The organism is Streptococcus suis, from assembly GCF_046032535.1.
GTDB lineage: Bacteria > Bacillota > Bacilli > Lactobacillales > Streptococcaceae > Streptococcus > Streptococcus suis_AK.
In genome coordinates this window covers 92840-108724 of sequence record NZ_JARQPL010000002.1, presented here as the reverse complement: position 1 = coordinate 108724, position 15885 = coordinate 92840, and the positions used below count along the sequence as shown (strand labels likewise).

23 protein-coding genes are annotated in these 15885 nt (G+C 41.7%); 20 read left to right on the top strand and 3 right to left on the bottom strand.

Annotation, left to right across the window (positions count from 1 at the left end):
- Positions 1-23 precede the first annotated feature (23 nt).
- Positions 24-494 carry a DUF3013 family protein gene (locus P7J58_RS01425; RefSeq protein ID WP_222330047.1) on the top strand — a complete coding sequence of 157 codons (471 nt, stop codon included), beginning with the start codon at positions 24-26 and terminating at the stop codon, positions 492-494.
- Position 495: 1 nt separating this feature from the next.
- Complete coding sequence (locus P7J58_RS01420; protein ID WP_408555398.1) at positions 496-849, top strand: ASCH domain-containing protein; 354 nt, start codon at positions 496-498, stop codon at positions 847-849.
- Between the two features lie 160 nt (positions 850-1009).
- Here P7J58_RS01420 and P7J58_RS01415 read toward each other — a convergent pair whose 3' ends face one another.
- Positions 1010-1123 (bottom strand): putative holin-like toxin, encoded by a 114-nt coding sequence (locus tag P7J58_RS01415; RefSeq protein ID WP_015647538.1) that lies wholly within the window; start codon positions 1121-1123, stop codon positions 1010-1012.
- 227 nt (positions 1124-1350) lie between these two features.
- Between P7J58_RS01415 and prmA the strand changes: the two genes are divergently transcribed.
- From prmA to P7J58_RS01400, 3 genes are read left to right on the top strand one after another with little or no spacing between them, the layout of a single operon-like run.
- On the top strand, positions 1351-2304 hold the full coding sequence (gene prmA, locus P7J58_RS01410) for a 50S ribosomal protein L11 methyltransferase (RefSeq protein ID WP_408555400.1): 954 nt from the start codon (positions 1351-1353) through the stop codon (positions 2302-2304).
- A gap of 1 nt (position 2305) precedes the next feature.
- Entirely contained in the window at positions 2306-3052 is a 747-nt protein-coding gene (locus P7J58_RS01405) for a 16S rRNA (uracil(1498)-N(3))-methyltransferase (protein WP_408555401.1), read from the top strand.
- A gap of 3 nt (positions 3053-3055) precedes the next feature.
- A complete protein-coding gene (locus P7J58_RS01400) occupies positions 3056-3772 on the top strand; it encodes a DUF554 domain-containing protein (protein WP_408555403.1) in 717 nt (238 codons plus the stop codon).
- Between the two features lie 27 nt (positions 3773-3799).
- Here P7J58_RS01400 and P7J58_RS01395 read toward each other — a convergent pair whose 3' ends face one another.
- Positions 3800-4321, bottom strand: a complete 522-nt coding sequence (locus P7J58_RS01395; RefSeq protein ID WP_318821447.1) for a GNAT family N-acetyltransferase — start codon at positions 4319-4321, stop codon at positions 3800-3802.
- 22 nt (positions 4322-4343) lie between these two features.
- A complete protein-coding gene (locus tag P7J58_RS01390; protein ID WP_408555404.1) occupies positions 4344-6824 on the bottom strand; it encodes a bifunctional 2',3'-cyclic-nucleotide 2'-phosphodiesterase/3'-nucleotidase in 2481 nt (826 codons plus the stop codon).
- Between the two features lie 256 nt (positions 6825-7080).
- On the opposite strand from P7J58_RS01390, the gene P7J58_RS01385 reads away from it, so the two are divergent.
- From P7J58_RS01385 to P7J58_RS01315, 15 genes are all read left to right on the top strand, one after another.
- Positions 7081-9282 carry a RelA/SpoT family protein gene (locus P7J58_RS01385; RefSeq protein WP_408555405.1) on the top strand — a complete coding sequence of 734 codons (2202 nt, stop codon included), beginning with the start codon at positions 7081-7083 and terminating at the stop codon, positions 9280-9282.
- Between the two features lies 1 nt (position 9283).
- Positions 9284-9727 carry a D-aminoacyl-tRNA deacylase gene (gene dtd / locus P7J58_RS01380; protein WP_408555406.1) on the top strand — a complete coding sequence of 148 codons (444 nt, stop codon included), beginning with the start codon at positions 9284-9286 and terminating at the stop codon, positions 9725-9727.
- Positions 9728-9789: 62 nt separating this feature from the next.
- The gene (locus tag P7J58_RS01375) at positions 9790-9975 is read left to right on the top strand and encodes a hypothetical protein (RefSeq protein WP_002941993.1); all 186 of its coding nucleotides are present in this window, start codon (positions 9790-9792) and stop codon (positions 9973-9975) included.
- Between the two features lie 569 nt (positions 9976-10544).
- Positions 10545-10619 (top strand): hypothetical protein, encoded by a 75-nt coding sequence (locus tag P7J58_RS01370; RefSeq protein ID WP_236659579.1) that lies wholly within the window; start codon positions 10545-10547, stop codon positions 10617-10619.
- A 217-nt stretch (positions 10620-10836) separates the two neighbouring features.
- Positions 10837-11574 (top strand): response regulator transcription factor, encoded by a 738-nt coding sequence (locus P7J58_RS01365; protein WP_099876162.1) that lies wholly within the window; start codon positions 10837-10839, stop codon positions 11572-11574.
- Positions 11574-12914, top strand: coding sequence for a sensor histidine kinase (locus P7J58_RS01360; protein ID WP_408555407.1), 1341 nt, complete (start codon positions 11574-11576; stop codon positions 12912-12914). Before P7J58_RS01365 ends, P7J58_RS01360 begins: the two co-directional genes overlap by 1 nt.
- A 161-nt stretch (positions 12915-13075) precedes the next feature.
- The gene (locus P7J58_RS01355) at positions 13076-13234 is read left to right on the top strand and encodes a hypothetical protein (protein WP_002942002.1); all 159 of its coding nucleotides are present in this window, start codon (positions 13076-13078) and stop codon (positions 13232-13234) included.
- Positions 13235-13274: 40 nt separating this feature from the next.
- A complete protein-coding gene (locus P7J58_RS01350; RefSeq protein WP_002942006.1) occupies positions 13275-13436 on the top strand; it encodes a hypothetical protein in 162 nt (53 codons plus the stop codon).
- Between the two features lie 73 nt (positions 13437-13509).
- The gene (locus P7J58_RS01345) at positions 13510-13677 is read left to right on the top strand and encodes a hypothetical protein (RefSeq protein WP_332425236.1); all 168 of its coding nucleotides are present in this window, start codon (positions 13510-13512) and stop codon (positions 13675-13677) included.
- Positions 13678-13984: 307 nt separating this feature from the next.
- Entirely contained in the window at positions 13985-14146 is a 162-nt protein-coding gene (locus P7J58_RS01340; RefSeq protein WP_408555409.1) for a hypothetical protein, read from the top strand.
- 17 nt (positions 14147-14163) lie between these two features.
- Positions 14164-14373, top strand: coding sequence for a hypothetical protein (locus P7J58_RS01335; RefSeq protein ID WP_408555410.1), 210 nt, complete (start codon positions 14164-14166; stop codon positions 14371-14373).
- A gap of 110 nt (positions 14374-14483) precedes the next feature.
- Positions 14484-14693, top strand: coding sequence for a hypothetical protein (locus tag P7J58_RS01330; RefSeq protein ID WP_408555411.1), 210 nt, complete (start codon positions 14484-14486; stop codon positions 14691-14693).
- A gap of 27 nt (positions 14694-14720) precedes the next feature.
- Positions 14721-14903 carry a hypothetical protein gene (locus P7J58_RS01325; RefSeq protein WP_408555412.1) on the top strand — a complete coding sequence of 61 codons (183 nt, stop codon included), beginning with the start codon at positions 14721-14723 and terminating at the stop codon, positions 14901-14903.
- 34 nt (positions 14904-14937) lie between these two features.
- Complete coding sequence (locus tag P7J58_RS01320) at positions 14938-15162, top strand: hypothetical protein (RefSeq protein ID WP_408555413.1); 225 nt, start codon at positions 14938-14940, stop codon at positions 15160-15162.
- Positions 15163-15165: 3 nt separating this feature from the next.
- Positions 15166-15867 (top strand): CPBP family intramembrane glutamic endopeptidase, encoded by a 702-nt coding sequence (locus tag P7J58_RS01315; RefSeq protein WP_125183780.1) that lies wholly within the window; start codon positions 15166-15168, stop codon positions 15865-15867.
- Positions 15868-15885 lie beyond the last annotated feature (18 nt).

The following is a 15885-nucleotide window of genomic DNA, read 5'->3' as shown; positions in this document are numbered from 1 at the left end:
CTATATAGAAAAGAGGAAATAGAATGGCGAAACATGGCTTTTTAGATGTGCTGGAAGCGGCACTGGACAAATATTTTACTTACGATTACGAGCTTAACTGGGACAAGAAAAATCATGCTGTTGAGTTGGCGTTTATCTTGGAAGCGCAAAATGTGGCTGGGATCGAAACGGTGGACGACGAAGGCAATGCGTCTTCTGAGGATATTTTCTTGGAGGAGTATGTCCTTTTCTACAACCAGGATAAGTCCCGCTTTGACGCGGAAGACTATCTGGTCGCTCTGCCATTTGACGCTAAGAAGGGCTTTTCAGCAGAGTTTCTGACCTACTTCGCAAGCTTTCTCAAGGACACCGCAGACCAAGGCCTAGATGACCTCATGGACTTTTTGGCGGACCCAGAAACCCAAGAATTTGCGATTGCTTGGGACGGAGAGGCTTTTGAAAAAGGCAGAGCAGACCTGGTGGAAGGGGAATTTTACCCATATCCGAGGTATTGAGATGGTTCATGAAATGTTACTGGCTCCAAAACCTTTTGAAATGATGAAGTCTGGTCAGAAGACCATTGAGCTACGACTTTATGATGAGAAGCGCAAGCATATACAAATTGGAGATCACATCCGTTTTTATTGTACAGAAAATCAGACGCAAACGATCGAGGTGCAAGTATTAGATCTTCACATATTTGATAATTTTGCTCAGTTATACAAAGAACTGGATTTATTGTCTTGTGGGTATACGCAAAGCAGTAGCAGAGAGGCGAAACCAGAAGATATGGAAGTTTACTATTCACGAGAACAATTAGAACAATATGGTGCAGTGGGTATAGAATTGAGGGTAATAGATTCTATTTGACATTCCGTTTTCTCTCTTGCTTGACTGCAGGCGAAACTTTTGCTATTATAAAAATAGAAAAGGCGTTGAGTTCCAGCTCAACGCCCAGTAGGACCGCTAAACGGTGGTTCAGTTCGTTAGATTAAATAACCGTCAGAACTGTGTCAAAGTTTGCTGACGGTTATTTTTTATCTCGAATAGCTAAAATGATGACAATTATCAAGCTCAGCATTTCAACAAGTAGGCTTGCGAATGTGAGCATGACAATCAGTCCATCAGCTACGGACAAAAGCATTCCTCCTTTCTAGCAGATTTGCTGTCCACTTTCATGGGCATCACCTCCGTTCAGAAACTTGGAACCACCGTCTCAAACTTTCCTACACATATTTATTCGCAGTACGATTAGAAAATTTTCGAAAAAGTATTATTAGGGCTCCATCGCGTAACATTAACTTGTAAAATAGGCTAGAAATCGGTACAATAATACAGTGATTGACGATAGAAAAGAAAAGGAAAACAAACATGAACTCATGGCAAGAATTAACTATTCACGTGCATCGTGATGCAGAAGAGGCAGTTTCAAATCTGATGATTGAAACGGGCAGTCAGGGGGTGGCCATTAGCGACTCAGCTGACTATGTGGGGCAGGAAGACCGTTTCGGCGAGCTCTATCCCGAGGTAGAGCAGTCAGATATGATTGCGATTACGGCTTATTATCCTGATACTGTAGATATTGAGGAAGTTAAGGCAGACTTGGCGACTCGCTTGGCGGATTTGACAGGCTTTGGCTTGGAGATTGGTCAGGTCAGCCTAGAAAGTCAGGAATTGGCAGAAGAAGACTGGGCGGACAACTGGAAGAAATACTATGAACCAGCCCGCATTACCCACGATTTGACCATTGTGCCGTCTTGGACGGACTACGAGGCGACAGCAGGTGAGAAAATTATCCGCTTGGATCCAGGCATGGCTTTCGGTACGGGTACCCACCCGACTACCAAGATGAGCCTCTTTGCTCTTTCTCAGGTCTTGCGTGGTGGCGAGACAGTCATTGACGTCGGCACAGGTTCAGGCGTCCTTTCCATTGCTAGTTCCCTCCTAGGTGCCAAGGAGATTTATGCCTATGACTTGGATGAAGTGGCGGTGCGTGTGGCCCAGGAAAACATTGACCTCAACGCCAATACTAGCAATATTCATGTTGCAGCGGGCGATTTGCTTCGTGGCGTTGACATTAAAGCAGAAGTCATCGTTGCCAACATCTTAGCGGATATTCTCGTTCATTTGACGGACGATGCCTACGGTCTAGTCAAGGACGAGGGTTACCTAATTATGAGCGGCATCATCGCGGATAAGTGGGACATGGTGCGAGCATCTGCGGAGGCGGCCGGCTTCTTCCTCGAGACCCACATGATGCAGGGCGAGTGGAATTGTTGCGTCTTTAAGAAGACGACTGACCGCTCAGGTGTGATTGGAGGCTAGGATGCAGCAGTATTTTGTTAATGGCAGAGCACCGCAGGGCATTTTCCAGATTAAGGATAGGGACACTGCCAAGCATATGTTTTCTGTCATGCGCTTGCAGGCAGATGACCAGACTGTCCTCGTCTTTGACGATGGTATCAAACGCTTGGCGCGCGTGGTAGATAGCCAGAACCAATCTGTTGAAATCATCGAAGAATTGGCAGACAATGTTGAATTGCCCGTTTCCGTCACCATTGCCATGGGCTTCCCCAAAGGAGACAAGCTCGAATTTGTCGCCCAAAAGGCAACGGAGTTAGGCATGGCAGCCCTTTGGGCCTTTCCAGCGGACTGGTCTGTGGTCAAATGGGACGGTAAAAAACTGGCAAAAAAAGCAGAGAAGTTAGAAAAAATCGCCCAAGGAGCAGCCGAGCAAAGCAAACGCAATCGCATTCCAGCAGTTCGTTTGTTCGAGAAAAAAACTGATTTCCTAGCTCTGTTGACAGGATTTGACCAGATTATCCTAGCCTACGAAGAAGCCGCCAAGGAGGGCGAACAAGCCAACCTGGTGAAAATCTTGTCTGGCTTAGAAATCGGGCAATCAGTCCTGGTCATCGTCGGTCCAGAAGGCGGCGTGTCGCCTGAGGAGGTAGCTGCTTTCGAAGGAGCAGGAGCGGTCAAGACAGGTCTTGGACCTCGTATCTTGCGAGCAGAAACGGCTCCACTCTATGCTCTTTCTGCTATTAGCTACGCGACGGAATTGTTGAGGTAACCCATGTTTGCTTTAGGAACAATTATCAATACCATCGCCATCGCCCTAGCAGGTGTGCTAGGGTCTTGGTTTGGTCACTTGCTTAAAGAACGCCATCAATCAGGTTTAACGGTGGCGAGCGGGCTAGCTGTTTTATTTTTAGGAATTTCAGGTAGTTTAGAAGGACTGTTGACAGTCGTTGACGGTCAACTCAAAAGTCAAAACAGCATGCTTTTGGTCCTTAGTCTAGCCTTTGGGACTTTGATTGGGGAAGTCCTCCATATCGAAGGCTGGTTTGAAAGGCTGGGTGTTTGGCTCCGTGAAAAATCGGGAAACAGCCAAGATGGCCAATTCTTAGATGCTTTCCTGACAGCTTCTTTGACCGTCTGTATCGGTGCCATGGCCATACTAGGAGCCATCCAAGATGGATTGACGGGTGATTATCGCTTGTTGGCCGTTAAGAGTATTTTGGATTTTATTATCATTTTGATTATGACCTCGAGTTTGGGCAAGGGAGCAGGCTTTTCAGCAGTACCGGTCTTTCTCTTTCAAGGAACAATTACGCTCTTGGCTCATTTGATAGAGCCTCTGATGACGGATCAGGCTCTTGCAAATCTTTCCTTTATCGGCTCCGCCCTCATCTTCTGTGTCGGTGTCAATATCATCTGGGACAAAAACATTCGCGTGGCCAATATGTTGCCTGCGATTCTTATCGCAGTTGTTTGGAGCTACTTTGCATAAGAAAAACCAGGATTTCCCTGGTTTTTACTATTTTCTTTCAAATTCTAACAGACTGACTTGCCCCAAGCCCTTCCAGACCTCCTCGATGTGCCCACTCTGTTGAAAACCATTTTTCAGTAGCACCTTCTGAGAGGCTCGGTTTTCTGGCAGGACAAAGGCAACGATTGCTTTTATCTGACATTCTTCTATTAGGAAATGGCAGAGCAGGCTGACTGCCTGACTAGCTAGACCCTGATTCCAAAAGGCATGATGAATCCGATAGCCAATGGTTACCGACGCAGACCGTTTCTTGTGGTCGAAAACTTCCAAAACGCCAATCAATCTCCCTTGATGTTCCAAGCCCAAGAATAAGCATTTCTTCTTATTGAAATCCCTCTGGAAATGCCCAATGCGTTTTCGGAGGGTTTCTTTGTTTTGAGTGGAAGTGTTGGGTGTCATCTGAAAGTGAATGGGATTGGAATAGATTTCCCACAGGTCATCGAGGTCTGTTTCCTCGATTTTCCGAAGTTGGAAGGAGGTAGATTTTAGAGTAGGGAAGGTTTGAAACATGGTTTCCTCTTACATATTTTTACTATTCTTTTTTCTTGCGGAAAGCACCGACAAGGCCCATCAAACTGATGCCAATCAGGCTAAGCATAGAATTTATCTCACCTGTTGCAGGGAGTGTTTTTTGTCCTGCTTGAGTTGTTGAGGAGGAAGTGCTTGTCTTAGCTGTAGTAGCAAGTTGGTGTTTTGGTGCAGGTGCTGTTGTTTTTTCGGCTGGAAGGGTAATGACCTGACCAGACGGAAGTGTAATTTGAACACCAGATTGACCAGATGAAGTTTGATTATCAGTAGCTGTTTGTCCAGTTGGAGGTGTTACGACTTTTGGCTCAGTGTAGACAAACTTGAACTCACCAAATCCTTCGTTTTCAGCTGAGGCTTGGAGGTAAACCAGACCTTCTTGGTCAGCAACTAGAGATTTCGCACGATCTGCTGTCAAGAAGCGGAGGTCGAGTCCCTTGATGCTATCTGTAAAGGTCCAGTTATTGTCTGCTGTAGGGTTGATAACTTTCTCAGCGATAATATAATTGATGATGGCTTGGCGGTTTTCCAGGTTGAGCAAGTAATTGACAGAAGCTTCGCGGACCCCAGGGAAAGTACCGTTTGCACGGTAGTTGTTGGTAACCACGATGAATTCTTGATCAGCTGTCACATCTTGCCCATTGTATTGCAGATTCCGAACTCTGCTGGCAGTTTCGTTGATTACCTTACCGTTACGATCGTATTTATTTGGTTGCGTAATATCGTACTGATAAGTTACTCCGTCAATAACGTCAAAATTGTAAGTGCGGAAATCTGTGTTGACTAGGTTTTGTGGCTCTGTTGAGCTTGGGTCAACTTGGTTGAATTGCCCTGCGGACATTTCCAACCATTCTTTGAGTTGGGCACCGTTGACTTTCAAGATAGCTACCACATTGTCATAGAGGTAAAGGTCTGCTACGTTCTTGATAGCGATTGGACCAGCAGGGATATCTGTATAGGCAGTTGCATCGCCTCGAGTACCAGCCTTAAATGGTGCAGCCGCAGATAGGATTGGCAGATTAGCTTCTGAAGTACCCGCCAACTGTTGTTTTGCATACCAGATTTGGGCATTGTTGACGATTTGAACAGATGGGTCGTCTTGCACCAAGGAGAAGAAGCTGTTGATTGGTGCAGTTGTTTCACCGACTTGCTGGCGAACATAGTTGATAGTTTCAGTGTGAGCTTCTTTAGCGAGGTCAATGATACGACTGTCCGCCACAGATGACTTGGTGTCAATCTTGCGGATAGCTGCCTTACTAGAAGTTGTGGTCCATTTACCGTCGGTGTAGGTCAGGTTGAGGTCGATGACGCCGAGGTGATCACCGTATTTACCCGCCATGGTGACAGGAGTGCCGTTGATTTTACCATTTGTATCATCCACGCCAGAGTATTTAGCATAGAAGCTTGGTTTTTCGGCTGTTCCTGGGAATTCTGCGTGGGAGTGACCTGTGATAACCGCATCAACTCCTGACAGGCTGGCGATTTGGTAACCGACATTTTCCTCACCGACTTCATATTGGTCATCGCCGATACCTGAGTGGGAAAGGACCAGAACGATGTCTGCGCCATTTTCTCGCATGGTTGGGATAATATCGCGAACGGCTTCAACTGCATCACGAACAATCACTTTTCCTTCTAGATAAGCTTTGTCCCAGTTGAGAATTTGAGGGGGAACAATCCCTGTAACACCGACATTTAGTGTAACCTTTTTACCCTCGGTGTCTGTGAATGTCTTTTTCACAATGGTATAAGGGGTGTAGAGAAAGTCTTTCGTAGTCGGATCGAGGACATTGGCATTGACTAGAGGCATGTTGGCTGTACGAATTACTTTTTCGAGGTAGGCAAGGCCGTAGTTAAATTCGTGGTTTCCAAGTGTGCCGACGTCAAATCCCAGAGTCTCTAAGGCGGCGTACATAGGATGTTGTTCACCTTCTTCAATAGGATCAACGATAGACTTGTAATTTCCAAGAGGAGTACCTTGAATGGTGTCTCCATTATCTACCAATACGACATTTGGATTTTCTTTTTTTGCCTCTTCGATAAGAACAGCTGTTTTTGCCAGACCAAGCGTTTCCACTGGTTTATCTTGGTAATAGTCATAGTTGACCAAGTTCGTATGGAGGTCAGTTGTTGCGAGAATGCGAACATCAACAGTTTGTCCTTCAACAGGCTGACTAGTTTCAGTTGCAGCAGGAGTGACCGTGCGTGCTTCTGAAGTAGTTGTGTCAGTTGTCTCGCTTGTAGGATCACTAGTTTCAGCTGTCTCGGAAGAGCTTGGATTTTCAGCTTCGGTAGTGGCTGGAACAGGAGATTCTGTATTATCAGCTTCCTCTGTGGTGTCAGATTCAACTGGTACAGCCTGACTTGCTTCTGTTGAAGAAGCTGGAGTTGTGTTGAGAATCTCTTCGGCTTGAGCTAATTTTGGATTGCTTGCAGCTAAGAGAGCTAGTGTGAGCGCTACGGCACACTTACTGAAACGAAAATTCATAAGAATCCTCCATTTTCTTTTTGTAATAATCTTCTACAATCATTATACAGCTAAGGAATGCAAAAATCAAGACTAATTCTGAACGTTTGGTTGAAAAACAAGTGAAAACAGCAAGAAAAATAATGAAAAAAGGAACGTTCGCTGAATCTGAGTCTGAGTTGGATTGTTTGTAATTAGTAGTCTTATGTTGTTAGATTCCTTTTTCTTTTCCAGTGAAAATGGTAAAATAATAGGAAATAGTTAGGGAGAGAAGTAAATGAAAGAAATCAATTACACTGGCGAGGAAGTTGTTGCACTGACAGCAAGCTATCTTCCAGCTGATGATGTGGCCTTTGTTGAGAAAGCTTTGAACTATGCTACTGAAGCTCATAAACTTCAATTTCGGAAGTCAGGCGAACCCTACATTGTCCACCCTATCCAAGTGGCAGGGATTTTGGCAGGGCTCAAGCTAGATGCGGTAACCGTAGCTTGCGGATTCTTGCATGACGTAGTAGAAGACACTGATGTGACACTGGATGAGATGGAAGCAGAATTTGGACCAGAGGTTCGGCATATTGTCGGTGGGGTGACCAAGTTAGGTAAGGTCGAGTACAAGTCTCATGAGGAGCAGTTGGCTGAAAATCACCGCAACATGCTGATTGCCATGTCCCAAGACATGCGGGTCATTCTGGTTAAACTGGCAGACCGCCTTCACAACATGCGGACTCTTAAGCACTTGCGCAAGGACAAGCAGGAACGAATTTCACGTGAAACGATGGAAATCTATGCGCCGCTTGCCCACCGACTTGGTATTTCTTCTATCAAGTGGGAATTGGAAGATATGTCCTTCCGCTATCTCAATGAGATTGAATTTTACAAGATAACTCGAATGATGAGGGAAAAGCGTCGTGAGCGGGAAGAATTGGTCAATGAAGTCGTCGATAAGTTGAGAGAATATACAGAAGAACGCCATCTACATGGTCAGATTTACGGTCGTCCAAAACATATCTACTCTATCTATCGGAAGATGCATGACAAGAAAAAACGCTTTGACCAGCTCTATGACCTGACGGCTATCCGTTGCTTGATGGATACTCCAAGCGATGTCTATGCCATGCTAGGCTACATTCATGAACTATGGAAGCCCATGCCTGGCCGGTTCAAGGACTACATTGCCAGTCCAAAAGCCAATGGCTACCAGTCCATCCATACGACAGTTTATGGGCCAAAGGGGCCAATTGAGTTCCAAATTCGGACGGTGGAAATGCACCAGGTGGCAGAGTACGGGGTGGCGGCTCACTGGGCCTACAAGCGTGGTGGCAAGGCGACTGCCAGCGAAAAAGAACTGCGTTGGATTAACAACCTGATTGAACTCCAAGAAGGTGCAGGAGATGCCCAATCCTTCGTCGATTCTGTCAAGGATGATATTTTTACAGAGCGTATTTACGTTTTCACGCCAGATGGCGCGGTGCGTGAATTGCCTAAGGACTCCGTACCGATTGACTTCGCCTATGAAATTCACACTAAGGTAGGCGAGCGGGCGACAGGTGCCAAGGTCAACGGCCGTATGGTGCCTCTGACAACCAAGCTTAAGACAGGCGATCAGGTGGAAATCATCACCTCTGCCAACTCTTTCGGTCCAAGTCGTGACTGGGTCAACCTGGTTAAAACCCACAAGGCACGCAATAAAATCAAGCAGTTCTTCAAGAATCAGGACAAGGAACTATCTGTTTCCAAGGGGCGTGAGATGCTTCAGAACCTGCTCCAAGAAAATGGCTACGTTCCCAACCAATACCTGGACCGTCGCCACATGGATGAGGTTCTGCAAAAGACCAGCTATAAGACCGATGAAGCTCTCTTCGCAGCGGTTGGTTTTGGGGAAATCTCTGCCGTGTCTGTCTTTAACCGTCTGACAGAAAAAGAACGCCGAGAAGCTGAGCGGGCTAAGGCCAAAGCTGTCGCGGATGAATTGGTTAACGGTGGCGAAGTCAAACACGACAACAAAGATAGTCTGAAAATCCGTCACGAAGGTGGTGTGGTCATTGAAGGGGCGTCAGGCTTGCTGATTCGGATTGCCAAATGTTGTAATCCAGTACCTGGCGATGAAATTGTCGGCTACATCACCAAGGGACGTGGTGTGGCAGTTCACCGAGTGGACTGTATGAACCTCAAGAGCCAGGAAAATGTGGATGTCCGCCTGATTGAAGTCGGCTGGGAAGATGATAATTCCACCAAGGAATACATGGCCAATATCGACATTTATGGACTCAACCGCTCTGGTTTGCTCAACGATGTCCTCAAGGTTTTGACCAATGCCAGCAAGAACATTTCTTCGGTCAATGCCCAGCCAACCAAGGATATGAAGTTTGCGACCATCCATGTTTCTTTTGGTATTTCCAACCTGGCAACCTTGACCAGTCTGGTGGACAAGATCAAGTCGGTGCCAGAAGTTTACTCAGTGAAAAGGACCAACGGATAAGATGAAAATTGTATTACAACGTGTATCACAGGCCAGTGTGACCATCGACGGAAGTATCCATGGGAAGATTAATCAGGGAGTTTTGCTCCTAGTCGGTGTGGGGCCAGATGACGGTCAGGAAGACCTGGACTATGCTGTTCGAAAAATCGTCAATATGCGGATTTTTTCAGATGAGGCAGGCAAGATGAACAAGTCTGTTCAAGATGTGGCGGGCAAGATTTTATCCATTTCCCAATTTACTCTTTTTGCGGATACAAAAAAAGGTAATCGCCCTGCCTTTACAGGAGCGGCAGCTCCTGCCCTAGCCAGCCAACTCTACGATGCCTTTAACCAGGCCTTGTCAGAGTATGTGCCAGTTGAAGTGGGGATTTTTGGGGCGGATATGGCGGTCAGTCTGATCAATGATGGGCCGGTGACCATTGTGTTGGATACCAAAAATCGCTAGACCTCTATACTTTTTGTGTCTATTTTGATATACTAAAAGTGAATTAGATGTGGAGGTGTGCCATGAAAAACTTACTGACCAATCATTTTTTCTACCTAGTGGTAGCATTTACCTTGATTTTGGTGATTTACTTTAGTGGAATTGACAAGCGCTGGATTATTCTGGCAAGTTTTCTCTATTTTATCCCTTCGCAGATTTTATACCGTCGCCGCCTTAAAGAGCGACTACAAGAAGACCAGCCCAAGTAGGCTGGTTTTTTGATGTGTAAATTGGACTACAATTCTTTATTAAATATGCTATAATAGTTTTTGCAGAAAAGTAAAGACGGTGGCTCTAATTTCTGAAAGGTAGGTGGGAGCGGTACAGAACTCAACTTGTAGAAATTGAGTTCCCTTTGCCTCCATATTTGTAGCTTCAGGCTAAAATAGTCCACTGGACTATTTTACTACCGCCCCCGCACAGCTCAAAAGGTTCAGTGAACATTTTGAGGTTGGAAATGGAGCGAACTTGTTCGCAACAGTCGTATAGGTCAGATTTGGAGTGCGAAGCACGAACAAATCTGCCAATCAACCACTGCGCTGAGATGTTGACGCGAATTAAGAGAAGTGGAATGGAACTTTTTGTTCTACTATGCAAATCATCAAAATCTAACAGAAGGGCTAGCCCAAGCCAGCTGGTAAGTGAACTTACTCATCTGGCAACGACAAATCCTATAAGATTTGTCTAGGGCTCGCACTAGCTCGAGTTTTGAAAAATATCGTTTCAAAACTCTCACGTCGAAAGTCTTAGCTTGTCAACCTTTGAGGTGCTGACACTCATGTTTGTAGCTGGTAACTTTGTTATTGCTCTCGTGATGTTAGTGCTTGAATTGGTAAAATTGACAAAAAAATAACCGTCTATAACTTTGGCGAGTTAACGGTTATTTTTTAAATAATTTGTAAACAGCCACCGTCTTAAACGGTTCTGCAAGGGGTAGTTGTTTCCAGCAACTACCTTTTTCTATGTTTATTATACATCGGTAGATCTATCAAGTCAAGTTGGACATTTATCTTTTGTCTAAATATGCTATAATAATGATTATAACTTACAAAAAGTTTAGGAGATAATCTATGCTTAATATTTTTGTATTAGAAGATGATTTTTTTCAGCAGAGCAGGCTAGAAAATGCTATTAGGCGGTGTGTTGAAGAAACGTCAGTAAGGTATAAATTCCTAGAAGTTTTTGGTAAACCAAATCAATTATTGGAATCAATCGAGGAAGCAGGCAATCACCAATTTTTCTTTTTAGATATTGAAATAAAAGGCGAAGAAAAGAAAGGAATGGAAATCGCTAAAGAAATCCGTGCTCGCGATCCTTATGCTGTTATTGTCTTTGTAACAACTCATTCAGAATTTATGCCGGTAACGTATCGTTATCGAGTCTCTGCTTTAGATTTTATAGATAAAGGCCTAGAGGATAGTGACTTTCAAAAGGCAGTATCAGATGTGTTAGTGCATGCTTTTGAAAATATTGATCATACTATAGCTGAAAATTCTTTTGTATACAAAACTGAAACTGCTCATATTCAAGTTCCTTTTAGCGACATCCTTTATTTTGAAACATCATCAACGATTCATAAAGTTATTTTAAAAACGAAAACAGGTCAGACTGAGTTTTATGGGAAGGTATCCGATATAGCTAAAGTTGATGAACGACTTTACCAAGCACATCGTTCTTGTGTAGTGAATCCATTAAATATAACAAGATTGGACAGAACAAATCACATTGCCTACTTCGAGAATGGAGATTCTTGTTTTGTTTCTCGGATGAAGCAGAAGGAGCTTGCAGATTTGTTGGAGATTGATTGATGAATATTTTTATATCTCCATTTTATGACACCATTTTCTTTATTGACATGCTGATTCGTTTGATGATTCTTCAACAAATCAGTGGTTTATTTTTAAGCAAGAAGAAAAAATGTTTGATAGCTTCTTGCTTAACTGTCAGTCAGATAGTTTTATATGATATCTATTCTTTGTTAGAACCTTTTTCATTTTTAGTTGTCATTCCTTTTTTAAAAACAAATTGGAACAAGACGCAAAAAATATTTTATGGATTATTACCATTTGTGATAGGGGATATGTTTCAAAGGATAATTGCTCTTTATTTGAGATTCCTATTCCAACTTGACTACTCTGCCATGAGTTTAAATCTAGTATTTAATGTAGTTCTAACATTACTACTTATACCGTTTTATCTATTATTTTTAAAGGGATTGGGAATTGAGGCTAAGGATTTAAAAGTAGATACTGTAGATAAGGAATTGAGAAAAATATTTTGGTGGTTTAATGTTTCATTTATAACATACTTTTTACTTGTAAGAACAACCACTCAAGCTGAAATATGGAGCCAGGGAGGTATGATTTCGATAGATTGGAATCCATACTATATCCGTACTAATATTTTGTTGATTTACTTTGTAATATTTACGGTTAGTTTATTATATTTGAACTATCAGAAGAAAGAAATACAAGATAGAGAAATCCAGGAGTTGAAAGACAAGCAATTAACTGATTTAGGTCGTTATAGTCGTCATGTTGAGTCGCTTTATAAAGAAATTCGAAGTTTCCGACATGACTATACAAATATTCTCGTTAGCTTAAATGAGGCTATAAAAGCAGAAGACATTGTTGCGATTCGAACCATTTATCACGAGGTTATTGCAGATTCTGATAGAAAATTCTATGATGGAAAGTATGATATAGCTAGACTATCCAATATACAAAATCCTGCTGTGAAGAGTTTACTATCATCTAAGATGTTGGAGGCACAAAAAAAGGGGATTGCAATTTCTGTGGAAGTAGATGCTGAAATTGAACCACCTGATTTAGAGTTGATAGAATTCATAACGATTCTGTCTATTTTATTAGATAATGCTATTGATGCTGCAGAGCAGTGTACAAATGGAAATATTGTATTTGCCTACTTCCAGGAATATGACCGAAAAATTGTGGTTGTAGAAAATACTACTGTCGAAGATAAGGTAGCAACAAGTAATATATTCGAGTACGGAAACTCTACAAAAGGAGATAATCGAGGAATTGGCTTGGCCAATGTGAAAACAATTTTAGATAACTATCCTAAATTTTCTATATCAACGAACAGTAGCAATCATCGATTTGTTCAAGAGTTGGTGTTTTTGGATTAAGATTTATAGATGTAAGTCCAGTCGAAAGGCTGGATTTTTTTGCATGTTCTCGAAAAAATGGTCATTCATTACAAAATATCGACAGTTCATGACATGGATGAAAAAATGGTGGTGTGTTGGTCTATACTAAGAGTGTAAAGAAAACAAAAGGAGATACGAACATGAATACTTTAAAAACATACTTCAAAGGAAATAAAAAAACAATCTACATGGTGTTGATTATTGTTGGCTTATTGACCATTTATCCGCCTATTTTTCAAACCATTTACCAAGCAGGTAGAGATTTTGGGCGTAGTTTTGTGAATGCAGTTTTACCGTAAAGATGTTGATAGGATAGGAAATTTTAAAGGAGAGAAAGCGATGAAAAAAATGAAAACTGTTAAGGATAGTCAACCGTGGTCAGAGCGTGAAAAAGTTTTGCTCTTGTTACTTTTGGTTAGTGTGATTGATATTCCGTCTCTCATTGATACCCTATATCAAATTGGTTATGAATTTGGTCAGGCTCTTGCACTTTGGTTTTAGTAAATGATGAGATGATTTTACGGAATGTGTTTGTTGGTGCATTTTATACGCGTATCGTAAGAGGAATAATTTTATGATTTGGCTTATTAAACTTCTATTGGTTGTTGTAATTTCCATTCCTGTAACAAGTATTTTACAGCCTTTTCAAAATCATTACTTAAATGGAGTAACGGTTGGGGTCATTACCGTCATTGTGTCCCATTTAGTGGATAAATATGGGAAAGGTGGGGATGAAGTATGAGCAAAGAGCTGAAAAGGATGTTGAAACTTGGGACACTTTTCCTTGCCTTTTTTGTCTTAAATGTGTTTTTTCTTAAATGGTTGTCTGTTATAGGATTTGCTATTCATTTTAGCGAAATTAGTTATTTGGTCCCACCGCTGTTTTCAGTCATCGTTCTATCGATGATTGAAAAAAAGAGAAGTATGAAAACGACTTAATGAAAAAATGGTCATTCATTACAAAATATCGACAGTTCATGACATGGATGAAAAAATCGGGCTGAGTTGACTTATACTAAAAGTGTAAAAAACAAAAAGGAGGCACGAACATGAATACTTTAAAAACAATTGTTAAACACCGTCATTTCCGCTCTCTACTTGTAGGACTCGGAGCAGGAGCTATCATTGGTCTATGGGGAGTGTATTATGGAATGGTTTACCTATTCAGTTACCTTGTCATTAGAGGGGTGATTTATATGTGTAAAAAATAAGAACAAGGAGAAATGAGATGACAGTAAAAAAGAAAATCGCTATGACAGAAGAACAATTGCTACATGTCGCGATGTTTGTCTATGCCTTGTATGTGCTATACTTACTCGTCACTAAGAATTTTACATCTCGCTTCATAACTCCCTATGGACTGTATCTATTTATTCTCGTTGAAGAAAAATTAGAGAAATTTATCAAAAAACTATATCACAACTTAATGAATCAATAAAAAATGGTCATTCATTACAAAATAACGACCGTTCATGACATGGATGAAAAAATGGAGTTGATTTGGCTTATACTAAGAGTGTAAAGAAAACAAGAACAGGAGAAACAAAGATGAAAGAAAAAAAGGAACTTGTTATTACAGGGAAACATGTATTACACACAACAATGATTGTCTATACCTTTTTTATTGGATTTGCATTCATTAGACAGAATCTTGAGTTGCCGATGTTGATACCGTACGGATTTTATCTAGCTACCCTTATTCTTGAAAAAATGGAAAAAAGTGGCAAAACGTTATTTGAAATCAGAATTGAGCGATAAGTAAAATAATAGTGAGGAGAACTGAAGATGAAGAATAAAAAATTCTATGCAGTTTTGATTCCCATTGTGCTTTGGCTGGTTTTTAAAATCTGTGCGAATTTGTCAGATGATAGCCTTAAAGACTATTTCAATATTTTAGCACTCAGTAATCCAGGTCTAATCATCACTTTTGCCATTTTAACAAATAAGGAAAAAAACAAGGAAAAGTAAGCTAATAAAGAAAACAAGAACAGGAGAAATGAAAATGGAAAACAAACATCGAATGATGACTATCAATGAAACGAACAAAATTATGCAGTTCTTGCAAGGGATTGTTGAAGGAATTTTGGTCACTGCCGTTCTTATTCACCTAGTGGCTTGGCTTGTTCTTGGAAAAACAGTAGATGTTTTCTCATCTAGTTTCTATCCAACGCTCTTTATTGCATTGTATTTTCTAATGAAAGTGAGTAAGACTAAAAAGGAGGACTAGCTTATGAAACGTGTTAAAAATATTTTAAAATTTATTGGTTTGATTCTTGTCATCGTTGCGATTAACATAACTCCGATGCGATTTATTGCCATACAGGATTCGATGTCAGGTGCCATGCAGTGGGTTTCTGGCATTGGCTATCTAGTCATTGCGACAGCTATTGTGGTGTGGACTTGGAAACGGTATAAGAAAGGTCTACCTGACCAGCAAAAACGGTTCACATTTACTTGGAAAGATTTTGGGTTTGCTCTGCTATTTTTCTTGGTCGGACGGATTGTCGGTATTGGCGGAACGTTATTGACCCAGTTGGTAACTGGTAATGCCACCACAGCCAACGATGCAGCACTTTTGGCTACAAATGAGCAATTGGCGAAGATGTTTCCGCTATACTTTGTTGCCTTTCATATTGCAATAGGTGTCTTTGCTCCTTTTATGGAAGAGCTTGTTTTCAGAGGTTTGTTTAGCAGATATTTCTTCAAAGAACATCAAAAATGGCTAAAATTGATAATCAGTTCAGCTGTCTTTGCTCTTCTTCATGCGATTCATCCAGTTGAGTTGCCACTTTACTTCTTGCTTGGGGCAGTCTTCTATTTGGCTTATGCTCGTCGTGGCAATATTGTGGATGCTATTCTTGTTCATATCTTAAACAATAGCTTGATGGTTATCTTCTCAATTATTGGTTACTTATTGGTATTGTTTGGTTAGTGATGTTAAAGGAGTTCA

Coding starts and splice junctions, on each gene's coding strand:
- prmA (WP_408555400.1), top strand. CDS start 1,351: ATGAACTCATGGCAAGAATTAACTATTCACGTGCATCGTGATGCAGAA.
- P7J58_RS01395 (WP_318821447.1), bottom strand. CDS start 4,321: ATGTTTCAAACCTTCCCTACTCTAAAATCTACCTCCTTCCAACTTCGG.
- P7J58_RS01415 (WP_015647538.1), bottom strand. CDS start 1,123: ATGCTTTTGTCCGTAGCTGATGGACTGATTGTCATGCTCACATTCGCA.
- P7J58_RS01325 (WP_408555412.1), top strand. CDS start 14,721: ATGAAGAATAAAAAATTCTATGCAGTTTTGATTCCCATTGTGCTTTGG.
- P7J58_RS01315 (WP_125183780.1), top strand. CDS start 15,166: ATGAAACGTGTTAAAAATATTTTAAAATTTATTGGTTTGATTCTTGTC.
- P7J58_RS01375 (WP_002941993.1), top strand. CDS start 9,790: ATGAAAAACTTACTGACCAATCATTTTTTCTACCTAGTGGTAGCATTT.
- P7J58_RS01350 (WP_002942006.1), top strand. CDS start 13,275: ATGAAAAAAATGAAAACTGTTAAGGATAGTCAACCGTGGTCAGAGCGT.
- P7J58_RS01330 (WP_408555411.1), top strand. CDS start 14,484: ATGAAAGAAAAAAAGGAACTTGTTATTACAGGGAAACATGTATTACAC.
- P7J58_RS01405 (WP_408555401.1), top strand. CDS start 2,306: ATGCAGCAGTATTTTGTTAATGGCAGAGCACCGCAGGGCATTTTCCAG.
- P7J58_RS01425 (WP_222330047.1), top strand. CDS start 24: ATGGCGAAACATGGCTTTTTAGATGTGCTGGAAGCGGCACTGGACAAA.
- P7J58_RS01420 (WP_408555398.1), top strand. CDS start 496: ATGGTTCATGAAATGTTACTGGCTCCAAAACCTTTTGAAATGATGAAG.
- dtd (WP_408555406.1), top strand. CDS start 9,284: ATGAAAATTGTATTACAACGTGTATCACAGGCCAGTGTGACCATCGAC.
- P7J58_RS01360 (WP_408555407.1), top strand. CDS start 11,574: ATGAATATTTTTATATCTCCATTTTATGACACCATTTTCTTTATTGAC.
- P7J58_RS01340 (WP_408555409.1), top strand. CDS start 13,985: ATGAATACTTTAAAAACAATTGTTAAACACCGTCATTTCCGCTCTCTA.
- P7J58_RS01355 (WP_002942002.1), top strand. CDS start 13,076: ATGAATACTTTAAAAACATACTTCAAAGGAAATAAAAAAACAATCTAC.
- P7J58_RS01385 (WP_408555405.1), top strand. CDS start 7,081: ATGAAAGAAATCAATTACACTGGCGAGGAAGTTGTTGCACTGACAGCA.
- P7J58_RS01390 (WP_408555404.1), bottom strand. CDS start 6,824: ATGAATTTTCGTTTCAGTAAGTGTGCCGTAGCGCTCACACTAGCTCTC.
- P7J58_RS01345 (WP_332425236.1), top strand. CDS start 13,510: ATGATTTGGCTTATTAAACTTCTATTGGTTGTTGTAATTTCCATTCCT.
- P7J58_RS01365 (WP_099876162.1), top strand. CDS start 10,837: ATGCTTAATATTTTTGTATTAGAAGATGATTTTTTTCAGCAGAGCAGG.
- P7J58_RS01400 (WP_408555403.1), top strand. CDS start 3,056: ATGTTTGCTTTAGGAACAATTATCAATACCATCGCCATCGCCCTAGCA.
- P7J58_RS01320 (WP_408555413.1), top strand. CDS start 14,938: ATGGAAAACAAACATCGAATGATGACTATCAATGAAACGAACAAAATT.
- P7J58_RS01335 (WP_408555410.1), top strand. CDS start 14,164: ATGACAGTAAAAAAGAAAATCGCTATGACAGAAGAACAATTGCTACAT.